General features: G+C 73.5%; 27 protein-coding genes. 17 read left to right on the forward strand and 10 right to left on the reverse strand.

Going from position 1 to position 23,072, the window contains the following annotated elements; all coding sequences use genetic code 11:
- Positions 1-70: 70 nt before the first annotated feature.
- Entirely contained in the window at positions 71-478 is a 408-nt protein-coding gene (locus tag OG956_RS32135; protein WP_330341520.1) for a MarR family winged helix-turn-helix transcriptional regulator, read from the forward strand.
- Here OG956_RS32135 and OG956_RS32140 read toward each other — a convergent pair.
- The 3 genes from OG956_RS32140 to OG956_RS32150 all read right to left on the reverse strand — a co-directional run bounded on the left by OG956_RS32140 (position 465) and on the right by OG956_RS32150 (position 3,440).
- Positions 465-1,205 carry a maleylpyruvate isomerase family mycothiol-dependent enzyme gene (locus tag OG956_RS32140; protein WP_330341521.1) on the reverse strand — a complete coding sequence of 247 codons (741 nt, stop codon included), beginning with the start codon at positions 1,203-1,205 and terminating at the stop codon, positions 465-467. The two genes, OG956_RS32135 and OG956_RS32140, sit on opposite strands and share 14 nt — an antisense overlap.
- A gap of 85 nt (positions 1,206-1,290) precedes the next feature.
- Positions 1,291-2,469, reverse strand: coding sequence for an MFS transporter (locus OG956_RS32145; RefSeq protein ID WP_330342998.1), 1,179 nt, complete (start codon positions 2,467-2,469; stop codon positions 1,291-1,293).
- 209 nt (positions 2,470-2,678) lie between these two features.
- Positions 2,679-3,440, reverse strand: coding sequence for an SDR family oxidoreductase (locus OG956_RS32150; protein ID WP_330342999.1), 762 nt, complete (start codon positions 3,438-3,440; stop codon positions 2,679-2,681).
- 188 nt (positions 3,441-3,628) lie between these two features.
- On the opposite strand from OG956_RS32150, the gene OG956_RS32155 reads away from it, so the two are divergent.
- The 3 genes from OG956_RS32155 to OG956_RS32165 all read left to right on the forward strand — a co-directional run bounded on the left by OG956_RS32155 (position 3,629) and on the right by OG956_RS32165 (position 5,465).
- On the forward strand, positions 3,629-4,501 hold the full coding sequence (locus OG956_RS32155) for a helix-turn-helix transcriptional regulator (RefSeq protein ID WP_330341522.1): 873 nt from the start codon (positions 3,629-3,631) through the stop codon (positions 4,499-4,501).
- A gap of 83 nt (positions 4,502-4,584) precedes the next feature.
- Positions 4,585-4,899: a hypothetical protein gene (locus OG956_RS32160; protein WP_330341523.1), complete on the forward strand. Its 315-nt coding sequence runs from the start codon at positions 4,585-4,587 to the stop codon at positions 4,897-4,899.
- Positions 4,900-5,069: 170 nt separating this feature from the next.
- Positions 5,070-5,465, forward strand: a complete 396-nt coding sequence (locus tag OG956_RS32165; protein WP_330341524.1) for a luciferase domain-containing protein — start codon at positions 5,070-5,072, stop codon at positions 5,463-5,465.
- Between the two features lie 136 nt (positions 5,466-5,601).
- Here OG956_RS32165 and OG956_RS32170 read toward each other — a convergent pair whose 3' ends face one another.
- Complete coding sequence (locus OG956_RS32170) at positions 5,602-6,381, reverse strand: DeoR/GlpR family DNA-binding transcription regulator (RefSeq protein WP_330341525.1); 780 nt, start codon at positions 6,379-6,381, stop codon at positions 5,602-5,604.
- Positions 6,382-6,505: 124 nt separating this feature from the next.
- On the opposite strand from OG956_RS32170, the gene OG956_RS32175 reads away from it, so the two are divergent.
- A complete protein-coding gene (locus OG956_RS32175) occupies positions 6,506-7,387 on the forward strand; it encodes an SIS domain-containing protein (RefSeq protein WP_330341526.1) in 882 nt (293 codons plus the stop codon).
- Positions 7,388-7,418: 31 nt separating this feature from the next.
- Positions 7,419-8,276, forward strand: a complete 858-nt coding sequence (locus tag OG956_RS32180; RefSeq protein WP_330341527.1) for a class II fructose-bisphosphate aldolase — start codon at positions 7,419-7,421, stop codon at positions 8,274-8,276.
- Here the strand turns inward: OG956_RS32180 and OG956_RS32185 are convergent.
- A complete protein-coding gene (locus tag OG956_RS32185; RefSeq protein WP_330341528.1) occupies positions 8,273-9,406 on the reverse strand; it encodes a methyltransferase in 1,134 nt (377 codons plus the stop codon). The genes OG956_RS32180 and OG956_RS32185 overlap by 4 nt on opposite strands.
- Positions 9,407-9,473: 67 nt before the next feature.
- Between OG956_RS32185 and OG956_RS32190 the strand changes: the two genes are divergently transcribed.
- The 3 genes from OG956_RS32190 to OG956_RS32200 all read left to right on the forward strand — a co-directional run bounded on the left by OG956_RS32190 (position 9,474) and on the right by OG956_RS32200 (position 11,971).
- A complete protein-coding gene (locus OG956_RS32190) occupies positions 9,474-10,118 on the forward strand; it encodes an alpha-ketoglutarate-dependent dioxygenase AlkB family protein (protein WP_330341529.1) in 645 nt (214 codons plus the stop codon).
- Between the two features lie 36 nt (positions 10,119-10,154).
- Positions 10,155-11,393 carry an ROK family protein gene (locus OG956_RS32195; protein ID WP_330341530.1) on the forward strand — a complete coding sequence of 413 codons (1,239 nt, stop codon included), beginning with the start codon at positions 10,155-10,157 and terminating at the stop codon, positions 11,391-11,393.
- Positions 11,394-11,515: 122 nt separating this feature from the next.
- Entirely contained in the window at positions 11,516-11,971 is a 456-nt protein-coding gene (locus OG956_RS32200; protein WP_330341531.1) for a hypothetical protein, read from the forward strand.
- 5 nt (positions 11,972-11,976) lie between these two features.
- Here OG956_RS32200 and OG956_RS32205 read toward each other — a convergent pair whose 3' ends face one another.
- The 3 genes from OG956_RS32205 to OG956_RS32215 form a co-directional block, all read right to left on the reverse strand.
- Positions 11,977-12,126, reverse strand: a complete 150-nt coding sequence (locus tag OG956_RS32205; protein ID WP_330343000.1) for a DUF1272 domain-containing protein — start codon at positions 12,124-12,126, stop codon at positions 11,977-11,979.
- Between the two features lie 108 nt (positions 12,127-12,234).
- Complete coding sequence (locus OG956_RS32210) at positions 12,235-12,819, reverse strand: DUF4865 family protein (RefSeq protein ID WP_330341532.1); 585 nt, start codon at positions 12,817-12,819, stop codon at positions 12,235-12,237.
- A 55-nt stretch (positions 12,820-12,874) separates the two neighbouring features.
- Entirely contained in the window at positions 12,875-13,489 is a 615-nt protein-coding gene (locus OG956_RS32215; RefSeq protein WP_330341533.1) for a TetR/AcrR family transcriptional regulator, read from the reverse strand.
- 166 nt (positions 13,490-13,655) lie between these two features.
- Between OG956_RS32215 and OG956_RS32220 the strand changes: the two genes are divergently transcribed.
- Genes OG956_RS32220 through OG956_RS32230 form a run of 3 tightly spaced genes read left to right on the forward strand, consistent with a single transcriptional unit; the run spans position 13,656 to position 17,247 of the window.
- Positions 13,656-13,946 carry an SHOCT domain-containing protein gene (locus OG956_RS32220; protein WP_330341534.1) on the forward strand — a complete coding sequence of 97 codons (291 nt, stop codon included), beginning with the start codon at positions 13,656-13,658 and terminating at the stop codon, positions 13,944-13,946.
- A complete protein-coding gene (locus tag OG956_RS32225) occupies positions 13,943-14,689 on the forward strand; it encodes an ABC transporter ATP-binding protein (protein ID WP_330341535.1) in 747 nt (248 codons plus the stop codon). Before OG956_RS32220 ends, OG956_RS32225 begins: the two co-directional genes overlap by 4 nt.
- Entirely contained in the window at positions 14,686-17,247 is a 2,562-nt protein-coding gene (locus OG956_RS32230; RefSeq protein ID WP_330341536.1) for an ABC transporter permease, read from the forward strand. The genes OG956_RS32225 and OG956_RS32230 overlap by 4 nt, the downstream gene beginning before the upstream one ends.
- Before the next feature lie 324 nt (positions 17,248-17,571).
- On the opposite strand, the gene OG956_RS32235 is transcribed toward OG956_RS32230, so the two are convergent.
- A complete protein-coding gene (locus OG956_RS32235) occupies positions 17,572-18,216 on the reverse strand; it encodes an ATP-binding protein (RefSeq protein WP_330341537.1) in 645 nt (214 codons plus the stop codon).
- A 253-nt stretch (positions 18,217-18,469) separates the two neighbouring features.
- On the reverse strand, positions 18,470-18,793 hold the full coding sequence (locus tag OG956_RS32240; protein ID WP_330341538.1) for a hypothetical protein: 324 nt from the start codon (positions 18,791-18,793) through the stop codon (positions 18,470-18,472).
- Positions 18,794-19,100: 307 nt separating this feature from the next.
- Between OG956_RS32240 and OG956_RS32245 the strand changes: the two genes are divergently transcribed.
- The 5 genes from OG956_RS32245 to OG956_RS32265 all read left to right on the forward strand — a co-directional run bounded on the left by OG956_RS32245 (position 19,101) and on the right by OG956_RS32265 (position 23,003).
- Positions 19,101-20,225 carry a PLP-dependent cysteine synthase family protein gene (locus tag OG956_RS32245; protein WP_330341539.1) on the forward strand — a complete coding sequence of 375 codons (1,125 nt, stop codon included), beginning with the start codon at positions 19,101-19,103 and terminating at the stop codon, positions 20,223-20,225.
- Between the two features lie 232 nt (positions 20,226-20,457).
- Positions 20,458-21,660 carry an ATP-binding protein gene (locus OG956_RS32250; protein WP_330341540.1) on the forward strand — a complete coding sequence of 401 codons (1,203 nt, stop codon included), beginning with the start codon at positions 20,458-20,460 and terminating at the stop codon, positions 21,658-21,660.
- A complete protein-coding gene (locus OG956_RS32255) occupies positions 21,657-22,055 on the forward strand; it encodes a roadblock/LC7 domain-containing protein (RefSeq protein ID WP_330341541.1) in 399 nt (132 codons plus the stop codon). Before OG956_RS32250 ends, OG956_RS32255 begins: the two co-directional genes overlap by 4 nt.
- Positions 22,052-22,426 (forward strand): DUF742 domain-containing protein, encoded by a 375-nt coding sequence (locus OG956_RS32260; RefSeq protein WP_330341542.1) that lies wholly within the window; start codon positions 22,052-22,054, stop codon positions 22,424-22,426. The genes OG956_RS32255 and OG956_RS32260 overlap by 4 nt, the downstream gene beginning before the upstream one ends.
- Positions 22,401-23,003, forward strand: a complete 603-nt coding sequence (locus OG956_RS32265; RefSeq protein ID WP_330341543.1) for a GTP-binding protein — start codon at positions 22,401-22,403, stop codon at positions 23,001-23,003. Before OG956_RS32260 ends, OG956_RS32265 begins: the two co-directional genes overlap by 26 nt.
- Positions 23,004-23,072 lie beyond the last annotated feature (69 nt).

The following is a 23,072-nucleotide window of genomic DNA, read 5'->3' on the forward strand; positions in this document are numbered from 1 at the left end:
TGCGCATGCATGAGATGCAAGCGCATTTAATTACGATGCAACAATCTTGTTTCTCTGCTACGGTGCGTTCATGGCGTCGAACAGGTCCGAGCAGGCGCTCGTTGAGCAGTGGCGGGAGATCCTCGCGCTGCATGCCCGCACCCAGTGCGAACTGGACCGGGTGCTGCACGGACACGGCCTGTGCGCCAGCGACTTCGAGGTGCTCGACCTGCTGGCCGAGGCCGCGCCGGCGGACGGCGGCTGCGCCTACCGGGTGCAGGAGATCTCCGAGCGCGTCCATCTCAGCCAGAGCGCCCTGTCCCGGCTGATCGGCCGTCTGGAGAAGGACGGCCTGGTCGAGCGCGCGATGTGCGCCGAGGACCGGCGCGGCGTGCGGGTGGCCCTCACCGCGAAGGGGCGCGCGCTGCACGGCGAGCTACGGCCGGTGCAGCGCGCGGTCCTGAGCCGGATGCTGGCGGGCGAGCTCAGCTCCAGGTGACGGCCGACCGCTCCCGCCACAGCCCGGCGACGGCCGGATCCCCGGTCACCTGAGGGAACGGCTGCCGGTTCCACAGCGCGAGGTACACCTCGGCGGCGGACCCGGCCACTTCGCAGTCGGCCTCGCCCTCGGCATCCCGCGTGGCCGCCGGCGGCTCCTGGGACAGCCGTACGGTCCACACCGCGCCGTCGCCGTCCGTCGCCCGCACCCGCAGCACCCGGGGCTCGGCGCTGCGCACCCTGCTCTTGGGGCGGGCGTGGAAGCCGCGCAGCAGTTCGTCGATGCCGTCCACCGCGAACGCGGTGCCGATCCCCGACCGGGCGCCGCCCCGCGCGGACTCCGCGTCGACCCGGTGCACCGTCGTCTCGTGCGCCTGGCGCCGCGCCCAGAACGCGAGCGGTGACGGCGCCGGCAGGAAGTGCCAGCACTCCACGTCGGGCGCGGCCGAGGCGAGGGTGCCGACGAGATACCGGTGCCCGTCGCGGAACCAGTCGAGCAGTTCGCCGCCGTCGAGGTCGGGCAGTCCGCCGTCGGGGTGGTAGGAGGTGTGCCCCTCGGCGACGAAGGCGGCGGCCCAGCGGTGCACCATCCCGGTGTGCCGCAGCAGGTCCCGCACCTGCCACTCGGGACAGGTCGGCACCTTGGCCTCGACGCCGGCCTGCTCGGCCGCCTCGGCCAGCAACCGGCCCTCCCGGTCCAGGGTCTGAAGAAAGTCGGCAGTGTCCATGTGCGGAGTCTGCCGGATGGAGCAGGGTCCGGGCGCACTGGGTTTCCGCACGGCCGAGCCGCTGCTCGCCCGGCGCGGCCGGCCGTCAGACACCCGCCGTGCGGCGGGTGCACACCCCGATGACCGCGGCGACGGCGGACAGGGCCGCCACGCTGGTCAGCGCGGTCGGCAGGGAGAACCAGTCGGCCATGAACCCGATCGCGGGCGGCCCGAGGAGCATGCCGCCGTAGCCGAGTGTCGAGGCGACCGCCACGCCGGAGGGGCCGGTCAGGGCGCCCGCCCGTTCCACCGCCACCGGGAACAGGTTGGCGAGGCCCAGTCCGGTGACCGCGAAGCCGATCAGCGCGGCCCACACGGACGGGGCGAGCGAGCCGAGCAGCATCCCCAGGGCCGCGACACCGCCGCCGCCGATCACCGTGCGGGCGCGGCCGAGACGCTCCAGGAGGGTCGTGCCGCTCGCCCGGCCCAGGGTCATGGCCAGCGCGAAGCACGCGTATCCGGCCGCCGCCACACCGGACGACGCCGCGAGGTCCTGCTGCAGGTGCAGGGCGCCCCAGTCGGCCATCGCGCCCTCGCCGTAGGCGGTGCACAGCGCGACCAGCCCGAAGACGACGACCAGCCCCCGGCCGCCGGTCCGCCGCGGCGCGACACCGTCCGTCTCCCCGCGCGCGCAGGGCGTGCGGTCCCGGGGAGCGGGCGGCGCCTGCCGCAGCAGGACGCGCCCGGCGACGGCCGTGACGAGCAGCCCGATCAGGGCGAGGCCGAGCAGGTGCCGGGTGGGGGAGAGCGCACCGGCGACGAGACCGCCGAGACCGGCGCCGACCATGCCGCCGAGGCTGAACGCCGCGTGGAAGGACGGCATGACCGGCCGCCGCAACGCGGCCACGAGGTCGACGGCGGCGCTGTTGAAGGCGACGTTGATGCCGCCGTAGGCGGCGCCGAAGAGCAGGAGTACGGCGCCGAGGGCGGGCGCGGAGTGGGTCAGCGGCGGCAGGCTGACGCTGAGGCAGAGCAGCACGGCGCACACCACGGTGACCGGATGGCTGCCGTAGCGGCGGCAGAGCCGCCCGGTGAGGGTCATGGTGACGACGGCGCCCGCGGAGACCCCGAGCAGGGCCAGTCCCAGCGCGCCGGCGGAGGCGTGGGTCTGCTGCTTGATGGCCGGAATGCGGACGACCCAGCCCGCGAAGACGAAACCGTCGAGGGCGAAGAACGTGGTGAGAGCGACGCGGAGCCGGGTGAGGTCACCGGTGCCACCCGGCACGACGTTGTGCGAACGGGATTTGTTTATTAGCGGCACAAAGTCAGGCTAGGCGGCGGGGCGGGACCCGGCAAGGGGAGCGCGGGGGAGGAGGAGGGGGGAACCGGGCTGGGACGCGTGGCCGAACCGGGTCGGACGCGCGGCCTGCTCGCCCACCGGCCGGCGGCGACGGGCGAGCAGGCCGCCGATCGGGGGAGAGACCGCCAGGGGCGTCAGCCCTTGCGGCCGGGGAGCATGGCCAGCGCCTGGGAGCGCTGTGCGACGAGGTCGTCGTAGGTGCCGTCGCGTTCGGCCCAGCGGTGCATCAGCACGCCCTTCACCAGGATCTGGTGCGGGGTGGGGTCCGCCGAGAGCAGGTGCATGACCTCGGTGGCGAACTCGTCGAGCGGCAGTGCGTGCGGGTTCACCTTCTCCTGGCCTGCTGTGGCGACGGCCGGGGGTACGAGCTCGACGACGCCGACACCGGTGCCGTCGAGCTGCGCGCGCAGCGCCTCCGAGTAGGCGTGCACCGCGGTCTTCGAGGCGGCGTAGCTGGGCATCGGCGGGAACGGCAGGAAGGCGATGCCCGAGGTCACGGTGATGAAGGTGCCGGCGCCCCGCCCCACCAGGTGCGGGGTGAAGGCGTCGACGACCCGGATGGTGCCGAGCAGGTTGGTGTCGATCGTCGTCGCCGCCGCCTCGAAGTGCTCGGGGTCGCGCAGGTCCTCCAGGAGCATGACGCCGGACATCGTCACCACCGTGTCCAGCCCGGGGTACCGGGCGAGCACGGCGTCACGGGCCGATGCGACGGAGGCGCCGTCCGTGACGTCGACACGGAACGTGCCGAAACCTTCCCCGGCGAGTTCCGCCAGCGCCTCCGGGCTGCGGCCGCCCACGGCGACGGTGCTGCCCGCCGCGGCGAACCGCCGGGCCAGCTCCCGCCCGATACCCGAGGTCCCGCCGACGACGAGAACGGTGCGGTTGGAGAGATCCACGAGATCTTCCCTTCGGTCCAGGGCGCCGGCGGCGTACAGGCGCGCGGCGCGGACAGCGGTGTTCCCCGCCTCTTTCACGACAGTGCTCCGCAGTCTCGACGGGATCCGCCGGGTGGGGCAGGGCCCCCGTCTTCCCTGGTCCTGCCAGGGCCCCCGCTGGGGCACCCGCACCGCATTACGGTGGCGTCATGAAGGATGAGCAATCCGGCAACCGGTTCGGCAGCTACCTGCGTGCCCGGCGGGAGCTGGTCACCCCGGCGCAGGCAGGACTCCCGGCCGGCGGCAACCGCCGCGTGCCCGGCCTGCGCCGAGAGGAAGTCGCCCTGCTCGCCGGCATCAGCCCCGACTACTACCTGCGCCTGGAACGGGGCCGCGACAAGAACCCCTCACCTCAGGTCCTCGAATCACTCGCGCGCGTCCTGCAACTGGACGACGTCGAGCGGACGTACCTGCTCGGCCTCGCGGCGGCACGCCCCAGGGCGCCGCGCCGCAGGCGGCCCGAGCACGTACCGGCGCGGGTGCACCAGCTGCTCGCCCACCTGCAGATCCCCGCGTTCGTGGAAGGGCGCGCGTTCGACGTCCTGGCCTCCAACCCCCTGGCCGTCGCACTCTCTCCCCGCCTGCGGCCGGGCGAGAACCGGCTGCGTTCTCTGCTCCTCGATCCCGAGGAACGAGCCTTTCACCAGGACTGGGCGAAAGCCACCGCCGATTTCGTCGCCGCGCTCCGGACCACCATCGGCGACGACACCGACAACCCCCGGTTCGTCGAGCTCGTCGGCGAACTCGCGCTGTCCAGCGAGCGGTTCCGCACCCTGTGGGCCCGCCAGGACGTCCGCAGCCTCGACGGAGGCACGACCACGGTCCACCACCCCGTGGTCGGCGACCTGCGCCTCCACCGGGACAAACTCCCCGTCGACGACGTCATCCTGGTCGTCTACTACCCTGACAAGGACAGCGACAGCGACGAGAAACTGCGGCTCCTCGCCGCACTCTCGTCCACCGAGTCCGCCGGCACGGCGCACGACAGGCCGGCGGACGATCCGAGCCCGAGCACCTCCTGACGACACCAGGCCGTCCCCGCGTCACACCGGCTCGACTCCCTTGCCCGTCACCAGCAGCGCTGACGGAGGACGCCCGGCTGACGATGCCGCCCGAGCCCCTGGAGCACGCAGGGCGCGCGGCGATCGCCCGGTTCTGCGCCGCCCTGCCCTGGTGGGGTGGCCGGGCGCTGCGTCTGGTGCCCACGCGCGCCAACGGCCGACCCGCGTTCGGCAGTTGTCTGCGCGAGCCGGGCGGGGCGGTCGCGCACGCCTACGGTCTGGTGGTTCTCACTCTGCGAGACGACGGGATCCGCGCCATCACCCGCTTCGGTGACAACGCGCTGCTGCCGCTCTTCGGGCTGCCCCGGACGCTCCACGAGGGCGGCCCAGCGGACCGGCGGCCGGCCGGCGCGGCCTGACCTGCGCCGACTCGCCCTCGCTCACGATGGCGGCGGCGTCAACACGGCCTCTGCGGAGGCCGATTGGGGGCGTCGTACGGGCCTCCGAGCGCGCTCCGCCGTCGGATACAGGTCGGTTAATGCTTGCTCACGAGCTGGTTGCCGGGGAATGAGCGGTCCATGATGGCCCCATGACGTTGGCCTCGCGTGCGCTCGCGCAACTGGCGACCTGGCCCGACCTGAGCCGGGCGGTCCCGAGCTGCGGCCTGGGACAGGCGGTGAGTTCGGCCCGGGGCGAGATCGCCCACTTCCACTCGGACCGGGATGTCGACCTGCGGCTGACCGACCGGGCGATCCGCCGGTTCGCCAAGGACCTCCGGGACGCCGGGGCGATCAGGATCGTGCCCGGCTCGCAGTGGGTGACCCTGCGCCTCGACGCGTCGAGCGACGTCGATCTGCTGCTGACCCTGGTGAGCGTGGCGCTCCAGGCCCAGCAGACCTCGCCCGACCCGCTCGACCGGCCGCCGGCGGGCTGCAACGACCAGCGCGGCGCGGGTTTCGTGAAGGCGGACCTCGGCGGCGTCTGAGCCCGGGACCGCGACGCGCCGCCCCCGTCCGAGCCCGAGCCGAGGACCGCGACGCGCCGACGCGTCTGCGCCGAGGATCACGGCGCGCCGCCCCCGTCCGAGCCGGGCACGGCGACGGGCCGCCGGCCGTGAGCGGTCACATGGTGACGACCCGGACGCCCGCCTCCTCGAAGCGGCGTACCGTCTCCGGCTCCGCCGCCGTGTCCGTCACCAGCGTGTCCACCAGCTCCGTGTCGCAGATCCGGGCGAACGCGCGCCGGCCCAGCTTGCTGGAGTCCGCCGCGACCACCACCCGCTCGGCACGCCGGCACAGCAGCCGGTTGATCGCGGCCTCCGCCTCGTCATGGGCCGCCGCGCCGTGCGTGACGTCGAAGGCGACGACGCCGAGCACCGCCACGTCGAGCGTGATCTGCCCGAGCACCCCGTCCGCGAGCGGGCCGATGAGCTCGTACGACTGCGGGCGGGCCACCCCACCCGTCACCACGATCTTGAACTGGGGCCGTACGGCCAGCTCGTTGGCGATGTTGAGCGCGTTCGTGACGACCGTCAGGGCGGGCGACCCGGTGGCCAGATCGCCGCGCACGGCCAGGGCGCGGGCCACCTCCGTGGTGGTCGTGCCGCCGGTCAGCCCCACCGCCTCGCCGGGGGCGACGAGTTCGGCGACGGCCTTGGCGATGCGCTGCTTCTCCGAGGCGCGGCGGGCCGTCTTGTAGCGCAACGGGAGTTCGTACGACACCCCGTGCACCACCGCTCCGCCCCGGGTGCGCACCAGCATCTGCTGCTCGGCGAGCCGGTCGAAGTCCCGGCGGATCGTCGCCGCCGACACCTCCAGCTCGGCCGCCGCCTCCTCGACCTCCAGCCGGCCGCGCTCCACGAGCAGTTCCAGCAGCGCCTTCCAGCGGGCGTCCCGGGACATCCGCAGCCTCCGTTCCGATGTGCTCCCGGTGACCCTAGCGCACCGTACTCTGCGGTCGATTGCTTGATTGTGCTTGAAAGCTCGCTATATCTTGCAGGAACAATCAGCTAGGGGGGGGATGGCCATGAGCCATGTCGAGAACGAGCTGAACAGCCAGCCCGAGTGCTGGATGCGGGCAGCCGAGCAGGCCGGGCGGTACCGGGACGCGCTGCCGGCGCCGGGGGAGCGGGTCGCGATCGTGGGCTGCGGGACGTCGTACTTCATGGCACAGGCGGCCGCGGCGCTGCGCGAGGGCGCGGGCAGGGGCGAGACCGACGCGTTCGCGGCCTCCGAGTTCCCGTACGGGCGGCCGTACGACCGGGTCGTGGCCCTCACCCGGTCCGGAACCACCACCGAAGTGCTCGGCCTGCTGGCGGAGTTGAGGGGCCGGACGCGGACCACGGCCGTCACCGGCGACCCGGACACCCCGGTGGCCTCGGCCGCCGACGACCTCGTCGTGCTGGACTTCGCCGACGAACGCTCCGTCGTGCAGACCCGGTTCGCCACCACCGCCCTCACCCTCCTGCGCGCCCACCTCGGCCTGCACACCGACTCCGTCGTCGCCGACGCGCGCACGGCCCTCACCACTCCTCTTCCCGACGGGCTGGCCGACTGCAGCCAGTTCACCTTCCTCGGGCGCGGCTGGACCGTCGGGCTCGCGAGCGAGGCCGCGCTGAAGATGCGGGAGGCCTCGCTGTCCTGGACCGAGGCGTACCCGGCGATGGAGTACCGGCACGGCCCCATCAGCATCACCACCGCGGGCACCGCCACCTGGATGCTCGGCGAGGCGCCCGAGGGGCTCGCCCGGCAGGTCCGCGCCACCGGCGGACTGTGGATCGACGGCACGCTCGACCCGCTGGCCGAACTCGTCCGGGTGCAGCGGCTCGCGGTCGCCGTCGCCGCCGCCCGCGGCCTCGACCCCGACCGGCCGCGCCACCTCACCCGCTCGGTGATCCTCGCCCCCTGACACCCGGCCCGCACCCGGAAGGACACCCGCCGTGCCGCTCGCGTCCACCGGCGACCTGGTCACCGCGGCCGCCGCCCGCGGATCCGCCGTCGCCGCGTTCAACGTCATCACCCTCGAACACACCGAGGCCGTCATCGCCGGCGCCGAGTCGGCCGGCGCGCCCGTCGTGCTGCAGGTCAGCGAGAACGCCGTCAGGTTCCGCTACGGTCGGCTGCTGCCGCTGGCCCGGGCCGCCGTCGCCGCCGCCGAACGCGCCGCCGTGCCCGTCGCCCTGCACCTCGACCACGTGCAGAGCGAGCACCTGCTGCGCCAGGCGCCCGACGCCGGGTTCAGCTCCGTGATGTACGACGCGGCCCGGCTGCCGTACGCCGACAACCTCCTCGCCACCCGGGCCGCCGTCGACTGGGCGCATGCCCAAGGGATCTGGATCGAGGCCGAGCTGGGCCAGATCGGCGGCAAGGACGGCCGGCCCCCGCTGGACGCGCACGCGCCGGGCGCCCGCACCGACCCGGACCAGGCCCGCGACTTCGTGGCCGGCACCGGCGTCGACGCGCTCGCCGTCGCCGTCGGCAGCGTGCACGCGATGACCACCCGCACCGCCGCCCTCGACCACGCCCTGATCAAACGGCTGTCCGCCGCGCTGCCCGTCCCGCTCGTCCTGCACGGCTCCTCCGGCGTCCCGGACGACGGGCTGACCGCCGCGGTCGCCGGCGGCATCGCCAAGGTCAACGTCGGCACCGCCCTCAACGCGGCCATGACAGGCGCGATCCGGGACTTCCTCGCGGCTCACCCGGAGGCCGTCGACTCCCGCACGTACCTCGGCGTGGGACGGGAGGCGATGGCACGCGAGGTGCGCCGGATCATCGGCGTCCTGTCCCGGGCGGCCTAACCCTTCTTGACCGCCCTCAGCACCACGAACTTCGGGTCGGAGGCCACCACTTCACTGTTCCCGAACAACCGCCTCAGCTTCACGTGGTAGCCGAGGTGCCGGTTCCCGATCACCCACAGCTCGCCTCCCGGCCGCAGCGAGCGCCGCGCCCCCGTGAACATCCGCCACGCCGTCGCGTCGGTCGTGGCCTGGTGGGAGTGGAACGGCGGGTTGTTCAGCACCAGGTCCACGCTGCCCGGCGCCACCCCGGCCAGTCCGTCGCCGACCCGGAACTCGGCGTGCCCCGGCACCCCGTTGGCCTTGTACGTCGCCTCCGCCGAGGCCACCGCCTGGAAGGACTCGTCCACGAACAGCACCTCGGCGGACGGGTCCGCGAGGGCCACCGCCGTACCGACGACGCCGTTGCCGCAGCCCAGGTCCACCACGCGGCCCGCGCCCGGCTCGGGCAGGTGCCGGAGGAAGAAGCGGGTGCCGATGTCGAGCCGGTCGGCGCAGAAGACGCCCGCGTGGTTGACGACCGTGCGGCCCGACATCACGCCGACGCCGTCCGGGAGGGCGTAGCGGTACGGCCACGGGTTCGCGGGCCGCTCCAGCGCCGGGTCAGGGGTGCAGAAGACCAGCCGCGCCTTCTGCCGCGCCAGCGAGGTCCGGGTCGGGCCGAGGACGCGCTCGAACAGCCGGAGCGTGGAGGTGTGGATCTCCTTCACCATCCCGGTGCCCACGACGACCGTGCCCGCGTGCACGGCCGGCGCCAGCCGCAGCAGCTGGTCCTCCAGCAGGGCCAGGCTCTTCGGCACCCGCACCAGCAGCACGTCCACCCGCTCCGGCGGCGGGTCCTGCGTGGTCAGCAGCGGCACCGCCCCGGGCTCCACCCCGGCCCGCGCCAGATTCGCCCGGGTCGCCTCCTGGGTCAGGAACGAGTCGGTGATCTGCGCCGGCCGGTGCTCCGCGAGCGCCGTGGCCAGCGCGCCCCAGCGGTCCCCGACCACCACGACGGAGCCGGTGAGCGGCACCCCCTCCTCGGCCAGATGCCGCAGCAGGTACGCGTCGGCGGAGTCCCAGGCGCGCAGCCGGTCGCGCGGGTCCTCGGGGAAGCGGGCCAGCTCGACCTCGCCCCACGGTGTCGTCATACGGTCGCTCATCGTGCCCCCAGGCTAGCGGAGCCGCAGCTCAGGGGTGGTGGGGCAGGATGGGGGCATGGAAGACGAGCTGTTCGCCCGGGAGCGCGCCGAGGTCGCGCCGGGCGCCGTGCACGTCCCGGACTGGCTGGACGCCGGCGCGCAGCGCGACCTGCTCGCCGCCTGCCGCCGGTGGGCGCGGCCACCGGCCGGACTGCGCCCGGTCCGCACCCCGGGCGGCGGCACGATGAGCGCGCGGCAGGTCTGCCTGGGCTGGCACTGGTACCCGTACGCCTACGCCCGCACGGCCGTCGACGGCGACGGCGCCCCCGTGAAGCCCTTCCCCGGCTGGCTCGGCGAGCTGGGCCGCCGCGCCGCCGTCGCCGCGCTGGGACCGCAGCCGCCGTACACGTACGACATCGCACTGATCAACTTCTACGACGGCGATGCCCGCATGGGCATGCACCGCGACAGCGACGAGAGGGCGGACGCGCCGGTGGTGTCGCTGAGCCTGGGCGACACCTGTGTCTTCCGGTTCGGGAACACCGCGACGCGCTCCAGGCCCTACACGGACATCGAGCTGCGCAGCGGCGACCTGTTCGTGTTCGGCGGGCCGTCGCGGTCGGCCTACCACGGGGTCCCGCGGGTGTACGCGGGCACCGCCCCGGACGGGCTGGGCCTGTCCGGACGTCTGAACATCACGCTTCGGGTCAGCGGCCGGTAGCAGGCCGCACCTGCGGATCATGGGAGACTCCCCCACATGAGCGGCAACGCGGATCCCCGGACGGCGGGGGAGAGGACCACCTCGAGAGCGCGGCTGGACCGGGGGCGCGGCGCCCTGGGCCCCGCGCTGGAGCTGGTGCACACCGGGCGGGCGCCGACCCGCGCCGTGCTCACCGCGGAACTCGGCGTCACCCGGGCCACCGCGGGAGCCGTGGCCGCCGAGCTGGAGGCGCTCGGCCTGATCCGGGTGGACGCCCGGCCGGGTGCCGCGGCCCGTTCCCAGGGCCGCCCCTCGCACCGGCTCCAGGTCGCCGAGGACGGCCCGGTGGCGCTCGCCGCCCAGGTCCACGCCGATGGCTTCCGGGCCGCGCTGGTCGGTCTCGGCGGGCGGATCGTGGCGACCGCGCCCGGCTGCGAGACCGTCGAGGCCGACCCGGCGAAGGTGCTCGGCTCGGTCGTCGAGGCGGGCGCCGAGCTGCTGCGCACGACCGGCCGCCGCTGCGTCGGCGCCGGCCTCGCCGTACCGTCCGCCGTGGCCGAGCCCGACGGTCTCGCCCTCAACCCGCTGCACCTGGCGTGGCCCGTCGGCGCCCCGGTCCGGCGCATCTTCGCCGAGCGGGTGCGCGAGGCCGGCATCACCGGCCCGGCGTTCGCCGGCAACGACGTCAACCTCGCCGCGCTCGCCGAACACCGGCACGGCGCGGGGCGGGGCGCCCGGGACCTGCTGTGCGTGGCCACCGGGCACCGGGGGGTCGGCGGCGCGCTGGTGCTGGACGGCCGCCTGCACACCGGCAGTTCGGGGCTCGCCCTGGAGGTCGGCCACCTCACCGTCAACCCCGAGGGCCGGCCCTGCCACTGCGGCAGCCGCGGCTGCCTGGACGTCGAGGCCGACCCGCTGGCCCTGCTGGTGGAGGCCGGCCGTGAGCCGGGTCCCGAGGTGTCCCTGCTCCAGCAGGCCAACGACCTGCTGCGCACCCAGTACGACGACCCCGCCGTCCGCCGGGCCACCGAGGCGCTGATCGACCGGCTGGGCCTGGGCCTGGCCGGACTCGTGAACATCCTCAACCCCGACCGCATCATCCTCGGCGGCCTGCACCGCACTCTCCTGGACGCCGACCCGGAACGGCTGCGCGCCGTCGTCGCCGACCGCAGCCTGTGGGGGCAGAGCGGCGGAGTGCCGATCCTGCCCTGCACGCTCGACCACAACAGCCTCGTCGGAGCGGCGGAACTGGCCTGGCAGCCGGTCCTGGACGACCCGCTGACGGCACTGCGCTGACGGCTCTCCCTCCCCAACTTCCCTTCACGGCAAGGGAGTCGGATGCCCGGCGGGGGCCTGGCACGGTACCGTTGCCGGCAGGGAAGCGCGGGGAGGGCAGGGGCGGCATGTCGGTGGAAGCGGTGAGCACTTTCGTGGCCGCGCTCGCTCTGGGAGTCTCCGCGTGGTCGGTGCTGTATCTGGCCAGGCAGACGAAAGCCGCCGCGGAGCAGACCAGGACGAGCAATGCGGTGGCTGCCGTCTCCGCGAACGACATGGTGCTGCGGGCACTGCGGGAAGTGCACGTGCTGATGCTCGAACGGCCCGGCTCGCGCGCGTACTTCTACGGCGGCAAGCCGCTGCCCGAACAGCCCGGGCAACAGGACGAGATCATCACCATCGCCGAGATGCTGGCCGACGTCATGAGCAGCGGGGTGCACGTCCACGAGACGGTACCGGACAGCACCAGCGCCGAGCCCTGGGCCGACTACTGCCGGCACGTTCTCGAGAACAGTCACGTCATGAGCGACCTGGTACGGGCACACCCGGCGTGGTGGCCCAACCTCGTCGCCCTGCTCCCGGCGGAACCATTGTCGTAAGCCGGTCACGGACCGGCTGACCGGCGAGGCCGGGGGACCAGCTCGCCGCCGCAGTCGGGACAGATCCGGCCCAGGGCCTCGCCGCACGCCTCGCAGAACGTGCACTCGTACGAGCAGATCCGGGGCGGCGCGTACCGCGAACGCCCGCCCGGAATGCTCGGAGAGGATGCGTCCCACCAGGTCCGCGCCCAGTTCGGCCGCCGGCCGCTGCCGCAGCCGGCGCAGCAGTGGCCTGATGTCGCCGAGGACCGTACGCGCCCGGCTCACCACTGCCGCCCCCGCCGGAGCCGGTCCCGGCCGGGCGCGGACAGGTGCAGGACCTGGAAGAGGTCACCGTCGGCGCCGGGCGCATCGTGCTCCCAGAGCGAGAAGTGCACCAGCTCCCACGTGCGCGTGTCCACGGCCGCCGCGGCGAGGACCGCGCCGTCCTGTGCCGCGAGCCGTCCCGCCTCGGCCGCCGCGTCGCTCATGAAGGCCGCCAACTCCACGCCGTCCGGGACCGGTTGGCGGCGCCGCACGGCGAACCGTGGCGCCGACCCGCTCGCGGCGCCCTCCTCGAACGCCAGGCCCGTCCACTGCCGGACCGCCGGCCGCCCGAAGTCGTTCACCGGCCCCTGGAAGGCCCCTCCCCACAGGAAGCCGTTCATGCCCTCCATGGTGTTCCACAGGTAGAACGGCCCGTACTGGTTCACCGGCGAGCCGTGCACCCCGCGCTCGCGCAGCAGATACGTCTTGACGCCGAGCCCCTCCCAGTCGTCCAGCAGATGCCCCACCCGGGCGACGCGGGAGCGGATGACGCCCATGTCGTAGTCGGCGGGCAGGGTGAACTCGTACTGCATGGCGTGCATGCCCCGGTCCTCTCTCGGGTTCGCGGATCACTGCTCGGGTGCGGGATCTCGCGTCTCAGGCGCGGTGGTCCGCCACGGGCGTGTGGTGTCCGGGAGTCCGGGGCGCCAGCAGAGCGAGCAGACCGCGGACGCCGGCGTCGAAGGCGGCGGGGGAACCGGAGGCGCGGGCGAGGACATAGCCGCCCTGCACGGTCGCGAGGACGGCGGCGGCGATCTCCTCGCCGTCCAGCGACGGCGCGAACTGGCCCTGGCGCTTGCCCTCTTCGACGATCCCGGCGATCCGCTGCCGGATCCAGGCGAGCGTCGCGTCCACCGGCGCGCGCAGCTCGTCGTCGGCCATCACGTCCGGGTCCATGGTCAGCCGGCCGACCGGGCAGCCCCGCAGCACGTCACGCTCGCGCCGCAGATACGCCTCGATGCGCTCGTACGGCGTGCCCGGACCGCCGAGGGCCCGCTCGGCGGCCTCGCGCAGCTCGTGCGCCGTCCGGCGGATCGCCGCCAGGGCGAGGTCCGGCTTGCCCTTGAAGTGGTGGTACATGCTGCCCTGTCCGGCGCCGGCGCGCTCGAGGATCGCCTTGGGGCTCGTGCCCACGTACCCGCGCTCCCACAGCAGCTCGCGGGTGGACTCGATCAGTCGTTCCGGGGTGCTCCTCATGATCCCACTGTACATACTAGTAGTTACAGTCGGCCAGTGGTCAGGGGAGCAGTCCGCCGCTCCCGGCGTACTCCCCGCGAGGTAGCCGCACTGCCGCCGGCCGCACGACGACCCGGACCCCTTCCCGGAGGGAGTCTCGTGCCATCCCCGCACAGCACAACCGACAAGGGAGTGGCCCGAGATGCAGACCCTGGCGGACTGGCACGGTGGACCCGGCCCATGGATCCTGTTCTTCCCGCTGATCTGGGCGGCCGTGGTGATCGGCGCCGTCACCGTGCTGCGCCGCACCGCCTGGCGCGGCCGCGGCGGCCCGTGGCGGCCGGCCGACGGCGCACGCCCCGCCGGCGACTCGCCGCTGGCCGTCCTCGGCCGCCGCTTCGCCTCCGGCGAGATCGACGAGGACGAGTACTGGCGCCGGCTGTCCGTCCTGGAGGAGCAGTTCGGCCGCGCCGGCAAGGGCGGTGCGGCATGACGGCGACCGCACTGCGGGCGGCGGCCCGCGTGGTGGACGCGGTGAAGGTGTACGGCCGTGGCGACACCGCCGTGCGCGCCCTGGACGGCGTCGACGTCTCCTTCCCCGCCGGACGCTTCACCGCGATCATGGGCCCCTCGGGCTCCGGCAAGTCCACCCTCATGCACTGCGCGGCCGGGCTCGACACGCTCACCTCCGGCGCCGCCTGGATCGGTGACACCGAACTCGGCGCGCTGGACGACCGGCGCCTGACGCTGCTGCGCCGCGACCGGGTCGGCTTCGTCTTCCAGGCGTTCAACCTGGTGCCGACGCTGACCGTCGCGGAGAACATCACCCTGCCCCTGGACCTGGCCGGCCGGCGCGGCGACCCGGAGTGGATCGACGCGCTGATCGACGTGGTCGGACTGCGCGACCGGCTGCACCACCGGTCGTCGCAGCTCTCCGGCGGGCAGCAGCAACGCGTCGCCGTGGCGCGGGCGTTCGCCGGGCGGCCCGAAGTGGTCTTCGCCGACGAGCCGACCGGGAACCTCGACTCCCGCTCCGGCGCCGAGGTGCTCGGCCTGCTCGGCTCGGCCGTACGGGAGATGGACCGCACCGTCGCCATGGTCACCCACGACCCGATGGCCGCCGCGCACGCCGACGAGGTGCTCTTCCTCGCCGACGGACGGCTGGTCGACCGGATGGAATCGCCGACCGCGGACCGGGTCCTGGACCGCATGAAGGCCTTCGAGGTGCGCGCATGAACGCATCGCTCCGGCTCGGCCTCACCTCCCTGCGCACGCACCGGCGCCGGTTCGCCGGCACCTTCCTCGCCGTGTTCCTCGGCGTCGCGTTCCTGACCGGCACCCTCGTCATGGGCGACACGCTGCGGGCGAGCTTCGGCAGCATGTTCGGCGAGGCCACCAGCGGCACGGACGCCGTCGTACGCGGCGCCGACGCCATCACCACGCCCGGCGAAGCCCAGGGCGTACGGCGGCCCGTCGACACCTCGCTGGTGAAGACCGTCGAGCGGGTGCCGGGCGTGGCCGCGGCGGCCCCGGACATCCAGGGCGCCGGCCAGCTCGTCGGCGCCGACGGCAAGCCGGTCGGCGGCCAGGGACCGCCCACGATCGCCGGGAACTGGATCACCGACCCCGGGCTCAACCCCTACCGGATCGCCGAGGGCCGCGCCCCCGCCCGGCCGGGCGAGGTCGTGGTGAACCGGGGCGCCGCGAAGAAGGGCGGCCTGAGGATCGGCGACACCACCACCCTGCGCACCCCGGACCCCGTGAAGGTCACGATCGTCGGCCTCGCCACCTTCGGCGGGCAGGACGGCATGGCCCAGGTGACCTTCACCGGCATGACCCGCGCCGACGCCGAGAAGTACCTCACCGCCCGGCCCGGCCAGGCGGCGTCCATCGCGGTGCGGGCCGGGCCCGGGGTGAGTCAGCAGGAGCTCGTCCGGCGGCTGACTCCGGTGCTGCCGAAGGGAGTCGAGGCGATCACCGGGCAGCAGGCGGCGCAGGAGAACACCGACATGATCTCCAGCCAGTTCCTGACGGTCTTCACCACCTTCCTGCTCGTCTTCTCCGGTGTCGCCCTGCTCGTCGCCACCTTCTCCATCCACAACACCTTCGCGATCGTGGTCGCCCAACGCACCGGGGAGAACGCCCTGTTGCGGGCCCTCGGCGCGGCCCGCCGCCAGGTGACCGCCGCCGCCCTCGCCGAGGCCTGCCTCGTCGCGCTCACCGCGTCCCTCACCGGGCTCGCGGGCGGCATCGGCATCGCCGCGGGCCTCCAGGCGCTGTTCCCGGCGATCGGATTCCCGTTCCCCGACGGCGACCTGGTCATCAAGACGCTGTCGATGACGCTGCCGCTCGCCGTGGGCATCGTGGTCTGCCTGGGCTCCGCACTGCTGCCCGCCCGGCGCGCCGGACGGACCGCGCCGCTCGCCGCGCTGCGCGAGACGGCGGTCGACACCTCCGGCGCCTCACGCGTCCGCGTGATCACCGGGGCGGTCCTCGGCGCGTCGGCGCTCGCCGCGACCCTGACCGGCGTCCTGGTGTCCCCGTCCGTGTGGTGGGCGGGCCTGGGCGCACTGCTGGCCCTGGCGGCCTTCGTCGTCCTCGGCCCGGTCGCCGCCACGACGGCCGTACGGCTGCTCGGCGGCCCCCTGGACCGGCTGCGCGGAGTCACCGGATCCCTGGCCCGGCGCAACGCCCTGCGCAGCCCCAAGCGGACGGCGGCCACCGCGAGCGCGCTGATGATCGGCGTGGCCGTGGTGTCGCTGTTCACCGTCTTCGGCGCCTCGCTGAAGGCCACGATGGACCAGACGGTGTCCCGGTCCTTCGCCGGGGACGTCGCCGTCAGCAGCCCGTCCTTCGGCGCGGGCGGCAGCGGCCTCAGCCCCCGGCTGGCCCCCGCGCTGCAGCGGCTGCCGCAGGTGGACACGGCCGTGGGGCTCGGCCGCGGGGTCGCGGAAGTCGACGGCAAGGGGCGGGCGTTGACCGTCACCGACCCGGTGGCCCTCGACCGCACCTTCGACCTCGGCACCGTCACCGGCTCGCTGCGCGGCCTGGGCGCCGACGGCATCGCGATCGACCGCACCGAGGCCGGCCGGCGGCACCTGCGCACCGGCGACACGGCCAGGCTGACCTTCACCGACGGCAGCACGGAGAACTTCACCGTCCGGGCCCTGTACGACCGGTCGGAACTCGCCGGCGACTACGTCATCACCCGGGCCGCGTGGGCCCCGCACCGCACGCAGGACGCCGACACCCTCATCGCCGTCACCTTCAGGCACGGGGTGGGCGCCGACGCGGGCAAGGCGGCGGTGAAGAAGGTCGCCGCGCGGTACGGCAACCCGTCCGTGCAGACCCGGGACGAGTACGCGCAGTCGTCGGCGGGCGGCATCGACATGATGCTCACGCTCGTCTACGCGCTCCTCGCCCTCGCCGTGGTCATCGCCCTGCTCGGCATCGCCAACACGCTGACCCTCGCGCTGCACGAGCGCACCCGGGAACTCGGGCTGCTGCGTGCCGTCGGCCAGACCCGGGCCCAGCTGAGGGCCATGATCCGCTGGGAGTCCGTGCTGGTCGCCGCGTTCGGCACGGCCGGCGGGCTCGGGCTCGGCGCCTTCCTGGGCTGGGTGCTGGTGAAGGCGTCCGACGGCGCGAGCGACACCGCGTTCGCCTTCGCCCTCCCGCCCGTACGCCTCCTGGTGGTCGCCCTGGTCGGCCTCCTCGCCGGCGCCCTGGCCGGACTCCGCCCGGCGCGACGGGCGGGACGCCTGGACGTGCTGGGTGCCATCGCGACGGAGTGACTGCGTCGCTTCGGCGGCTCGCGCCCCTGGACGGGTGGGTGCTTGTCGTCTCGCGGGCGCGGGCGGGGTGTGGCCGGTCGCGCCCACGCGGCGAAGCCGCATGCCGATACGGCCCCGCGCCCCTGGGGGTGTGCCGGTGCTTCTGACGGCGCCCTGAGCAGCTGCGGGCCGTCGTGCCCCCCAGTGTCCCAAGGGCCTGAGGGACCCCCAGGCGGCACGGGTGGCCGCAGCGGTACCCCGCGGGCGCGGGCCACCGAGCTGGGCCGCCGCGGCAGCCCGCCGGCGTGGGCGGGCTGCCGCGGCGCGGCGTGTCTCACCGCCCGGTCAGCCGGGAACGGCGGACCGGGCGGGAGCCTGAGGGCGGGGGCCGGCGGCAGTGGCGGCCGCGCCGGCCACCGGCGCCGCCGCGGCGGGCGCTGCCGCGGTCAGGGCGACGCCGGCGCCGACCGGCGTACCGACCGGCGCCCTGGCCGCGGTACCGACGCGGACCGGCTCGGGCGCGGCGGGCACCTCGGCGGCACGGCGCGGCGCGTGGGCCGGATACGGCCGAACCGCCGCGGGCGCGGGCAGCGTGAACCAGACGACCTTGCCGTTCTCGCCGTCCGGCCGCGCCCCCCAGCTCTCGCTGACCGCCGCCACCATCGCCAGCCCGCGCCCGCACGTGGCCAGCGGACCGCCGTCCGACGTGTCCGGGGCGTCGGCCGGCACCGGAAGCCGGGGATCGTTGTCGCGCACCGAGACCGTGAGCCGGTCCGGCGCCAGCTCCAGTTCGACGGTGCACGACTTGTCGGGCCTGGCATGCCGGTGGACGTTGCTCAGCAGTTCCGTCACACCGAGCGCCGCCCGGTCTATCAACGCGTCCATGTGCCAGTAGCGCAACTGCGCAGATACGATTCTGCGGACCTGGCCGATCCGCGACGGCAGGGCTTGGAGCTCCACCGTGCAGTGCCTGCTTGGGTGACTGATCACGGCTGCGACTCCCCGATGTAGAGGTCCGAGGGACCGGAAGAACACGGAGAACAACGGATCCAGCAGGGTGGCTTGCGTCCAAACGTCCGCCTGCTGTATGGCCGGCGGGCTGGTTCGCAGCGTTATCGCCGGTAAACCCAGAGTGACGTGAGACCAGCGTGACGCAGCGGATGCGGTCCCGCAACTCGCCGCGACGGACCGCTGCTCGGAGTCATACGACCGGCGTCCTGCCGAGCGGGCGGCCGCGCCCTCCTCAGCCGCCGCGCCCGGCGGCCCGGCGCACCGCCTCGATGAACCGGCGTGCCGCGGGCGGCCCCGGCTCGCCCGGAGCGGGGTCGTGCTCGCCCAGTGTCAGCAGGTACCGCTTGCCGTTGAGGTCGGCGAGTGCCTTGTCGTCCGGTCCGAACCACGGCCGGGACGCGCGCACCGCCTGCACCGGGGCACTGTCGATCTCGCTGCCGTAGCTGGTGAGCAACTCCAGCCTGCCGTCGTTGATCCGGACCTGACCGGCCCGGGTGAGCGAACGCAGCCGCTTGCCGATCCGCACGCCCGTGGCTGTGAACTCCGGCTCCGCCATCCTTGGCCGCCCCCTTGCCCGTGTGCTTCCGCGATCCAGTGTGCGCCCACGGCCGGGACGATCGTCCCGACGCGTGCAGTCTGCCCCGACGCGGCCGGGAGCACCAGTACATGCGAAGCGCCCGCGCCGCGCGCCCGGAGCACTCCCGCCAATGCGCCCCGACAGTTCGCGCCCCCCTGCTCCCCAGGGGTGTCTTTGGGTGGCTGAAAGATGTGTTTATGCAGGTGGGAAGCGGTGTGAAAGATGCCTATGCTCGAGGTGCCGGCCGCGCGAGGCGTCGTCGGCGCCCAGCCGAAGGAGCATCGCCGTGAGCACCACCCACCCGACCCGGACCGGCGCCACCCTCGACGTCGACCGCAGCGACGCCGGCTACCGCGGCTGGCTGAAAGAGGCCGTGCGCAAAGTCCAGGCCGACGCCAACCGGTCCGCGGACACGCACCTGCTGCGCTTCCCCCTGCCCGAGCAGTGGGGCATCGACCTCTACCTGAAGGACGAGTCCACCCACCCCACCGGCAGCCTCAAGCACCGCCTCGCCCGCTCTCTGTTCCTGTACGGCCTCTGCAATGGCTGGATCCGCCCCGGCCGCCCCGTCATCGAGGCCTCCAGCGGCTCCACGGCCGTCTCCGAGGCCTACTTCGCCAAACTGATCGGCGTGCCCTTCATCGCGGTCATGCCGCGCACGACCAGCGCCGAGAAGTGCCGTCTGATCGAGTTCCACGGTGGCCGGTGCCACTTCGTGGACGACCCCCGGAAGATGTACGAGGAGTCCGCCCGCCTCGCGGTGGAGACCGGCGGCCACTATATGGACCAGTTCACCTACGCCGAGCGGGCCACGGACTGGCGCGGCAACAACAACATCGCCGAATCCATCTTCCGCCAGCTGGAGTTGGAGCGGTTCCCGGAGCCGGCCTGGATCGTCGCCACCGCCGGCACCGGCGGCACCTCCGCGACCCTCGCCCGCTATGTGCACTACATGCAGTACGACACCCGGATCTGCGTCGCCGACCCGGAGAACTCCTGTTTCTTCGAGGGCTGGACCACCGGCGATCCGGACGTCACCTGCGACTGCGGCTCGCGGATCGAGGGCATCGGCCGCCCGCGCATGGAGCCGAGCTTCGTGCCCGGCGCGATCGACCGGATGATGAAGGTTCCGGATGCCGCCAGCGTCGCCGCCGTACGGGCCCTGGAGCGGGCCATCGGCCGCAAGGCGGGCGGCTCCACGGGCACCGGGCTGTGGAGCGCGCTGAAGATCGTCGCCGAGATGGTGGCCGAGGGCCGCCGGGGCAGCGTCGTCACCCTGCTGTGCGACCCGGGCGACCGCTACCTCGACAAGTACTACTCCGACGCCTGGCTCGCCGGGCAGGGCCTGGACATCGCGCCGTACACCGCGGCGATCGAGACCCTGCTGGCCACGGGGGTGTGGCCGGACTGAGCCGGCCGGCCGTCCGGGAGGCCGGGACCCGACGCCCGGGTGACAGGGGTGTGTGGGTTTGGTGTCGTCTCAATTGCGGTTCTGGGCAAGCTCGTTGTGCCTCTCTGACTGATAAGATCATCCCACTTTTCACATGGGCTGACGGCGTGTCACGGACGCGCACGGGGGGACAGTCTCGAAGGCACCATCGCGCTCGCACGCTTACGGCGCGATGCGACTTGAAGAGAGTCTCATGACGTCATTGACCACGGATCCACTGCTGTGGATCTTGCTGGTGGTGCTCGTCGCTGCGGTCGTCGCAGTGATGCGCGCCCGGAGAACCAACATGGCGCTCCGAAGAACGCGAAAGGAACTGGAGACAGGGCTGGGCGAGGCCCGCGGCGAGATCAGCCGGCTGCACGCGCACATCGCCGCGCTCACCGCCCAGCAGCAGCGCGACCTCGCCGACGTACGGGCCGACGCCGAGGCGGCGACCAAGGCGGTGCTGAAGTCCGCCATGGGCACGCTCCAGTCGCTCGCCGAGGAACAGCAGGTCCTCCTCGACAGCCTGCTGAGGAAGTACGGCGACACCACCGACGTCCTGGCCGACCTGATGACGGTCGACCACACCGGCAGCCAGTTCGGCCGCCGCGCCAAGGGCATCTCCGTGCTGTGCGGCGGATGGCTGGGCAGGCGCGAGGGCGCCGCGACCGTCTACGACGTCGCCCGCAGCGCCCAGGGCAGGATCAAGGACTTCAACCGGGTCAGCGTCCACTCCCAGGTGAACGTCTCGCTCGTCGGCAAGGCGGTCGAGCCGGTGGCCGTCGTCCTGGCCGAACTGCTGGACAACGCGACGAACTACAGCGCGCCGGGCACGCCGGTCGAGGTCAACATCCAGAGCGTGCCGACCGGTGTGTGCTTCATCGTGGACGACGCCGGCCTGGGCATGGACCAGGAGACCAAGGACCGGGCGGCGGCACTGCTGTCCGTCGACGGCCCCGTCGACATCACCGGCCTCGGCGATCCGCCGCGGTTCGGCTTCGCCGTGTGCGGCATGCTCGCCGCCCGCTACGGCTTCGCCGTCTCCGTCGGTTCCGTTTCCCCCTACGGCGGAGTGCGTGCAGTGATCCGTGTACCCGAAAGCCTGCTCTCCGCCGACGCTCCTTCCCCCGCGGCCGGCGCCCAGGACTCCGCGACCCCCGAGGAGGCCCCCCAGCGACTGGCGCCGGTACCGGTCGTCGGCCCCACGCACGTGGTGGGGACGACCTTGGGAGGCCTGCCCAAACGCCGGCGGCGCAGCGGTCCCGTCACGGTCGTCCCGGCCCTCGACAGCGCCGGCCCGGAGGAGACTCCCGAGGCGGCCAGCGAGGTGACGGCGTCGCGGATCGGGGCGTTCGCGCGCGGCACTCAGCTCGGGCGCACCACGAACACCACGGAAGGACCTGACAACCAGTGAACATCGACCTGTCGTGGGTGCTGAACGACGTGCTCGAGGTGCGCGGAGCCCGGCACGCGATCCTCGTCTCGGGAGACGGCCTGCTGCTGCAGCGCTCGGACGACATCGGGCGCGACGACGCCGAGACGAACGCCGCGGCGATGAGCTCGATGCAGTCGCTGAGCCGCGCCGTCGCGGGGTTCGTGGGAGCGGGACACGGTATCTGGAAGCAGACGCTGCTGGAGTACGACGGCGGCTGGATCTTCCTGATCGCGGCCGGCCAGGGCTCCTACCTCGCCGTCTCGGCCGCGCCGGACGTCGACATGGAGGCGATGTCCTTCCGCATGCAGAAGACGGTGGCGGGCCTGAGCAAGGCGATGAGTGTGGCCCCGCGCTCGGACGGTGCGGGCGTATGACGACGCCCGGCGAGGAAGCCTCCGTCACCAGCGAGTTCGTCCGCTCCTACGTCATCACCGGCGGCCGGAGCCTGCCCGCCTCGGACGACCTGGCGCTGCACACCCTGGTCACCCTGGCTCCCGACCGGACCCCTCCACTGGGAGCAGGCCCCGAGGTGATGGCGATCTGGAAGCTGTGCTCCGGCGGCTATCTGTCGGTCGCGGAAGTGGCCGGCCACGTGGGACTGCCGGTGGGGGTGGCCCGGCTGCTGCTGACCGACTTATTCGAGCAGGGCCACCTCCTGCGCCGCGCGGAGCCGCCCCGGGCGCAGAACGTTGACAGAGCGACCCTCGAGAAGGTTCTGAATGGACTCCAATCCCTCATCGGCTGAGACGGCCCCTGGATCCATCTACGTCTCCAGCGCGGTGACCAACGCTGCCAAGATCCTGGTCGTCGGCCATTTCGCCGTGGGCAAGACGACCTTCATCGGCTCCCTGTCGGAGATCACCCCGCTGCGCACCGAGGAGAAGATGACGCAGGCGTCCCTCCACGTGGACGACCTCAGAGGCGTCGCGGACAAGACCACCACCACCGTGGCGCTGGACTTCGGCCGGCTGACGCTCAGCGACGAACTCGTGCTGTACCTGTTCGGCACTCCGGGGCAGCAGCGCTTCATGCAGCTGTGGGAGGACATGGCCCGCGGCGCGCTCGGGGCGCTGCTCCTGGTCGACCCCGCCCGGCTGGAGGAGACCTTCCCCGTCATCGACCTCGTCGAACGGTACGGCCTCGAGTACGCCATCGCCGTCAACAGCTTCGAGCCCGCCAAGGTGTACGAGGAAGCGGAGGTGCGGGAGGCCCTGGACCTGCTCCCGGACACCCCCGTCGTCTACTGCGACGCGCGCGACCGGCAGTCGTCCGCCCTCGCGCTGATCGCGCTCGTGCGCCACCTGCTCACCCGAGCCGCCTGACACCCCCATCCGCCCGGACCGTCTCCCCAGGACCGCCGGCCCGGAGCCAGCAGAAGGAACCCCCATGGA

It is taken from the genome of Streptomyces sp. NBC_00557 (assembly GCF_036345995.1).
GTDB lineage: Bacteria > Actinomycetota > Actinomycetes > Streptomycetales > Streptomycetaceae > Streptomyces.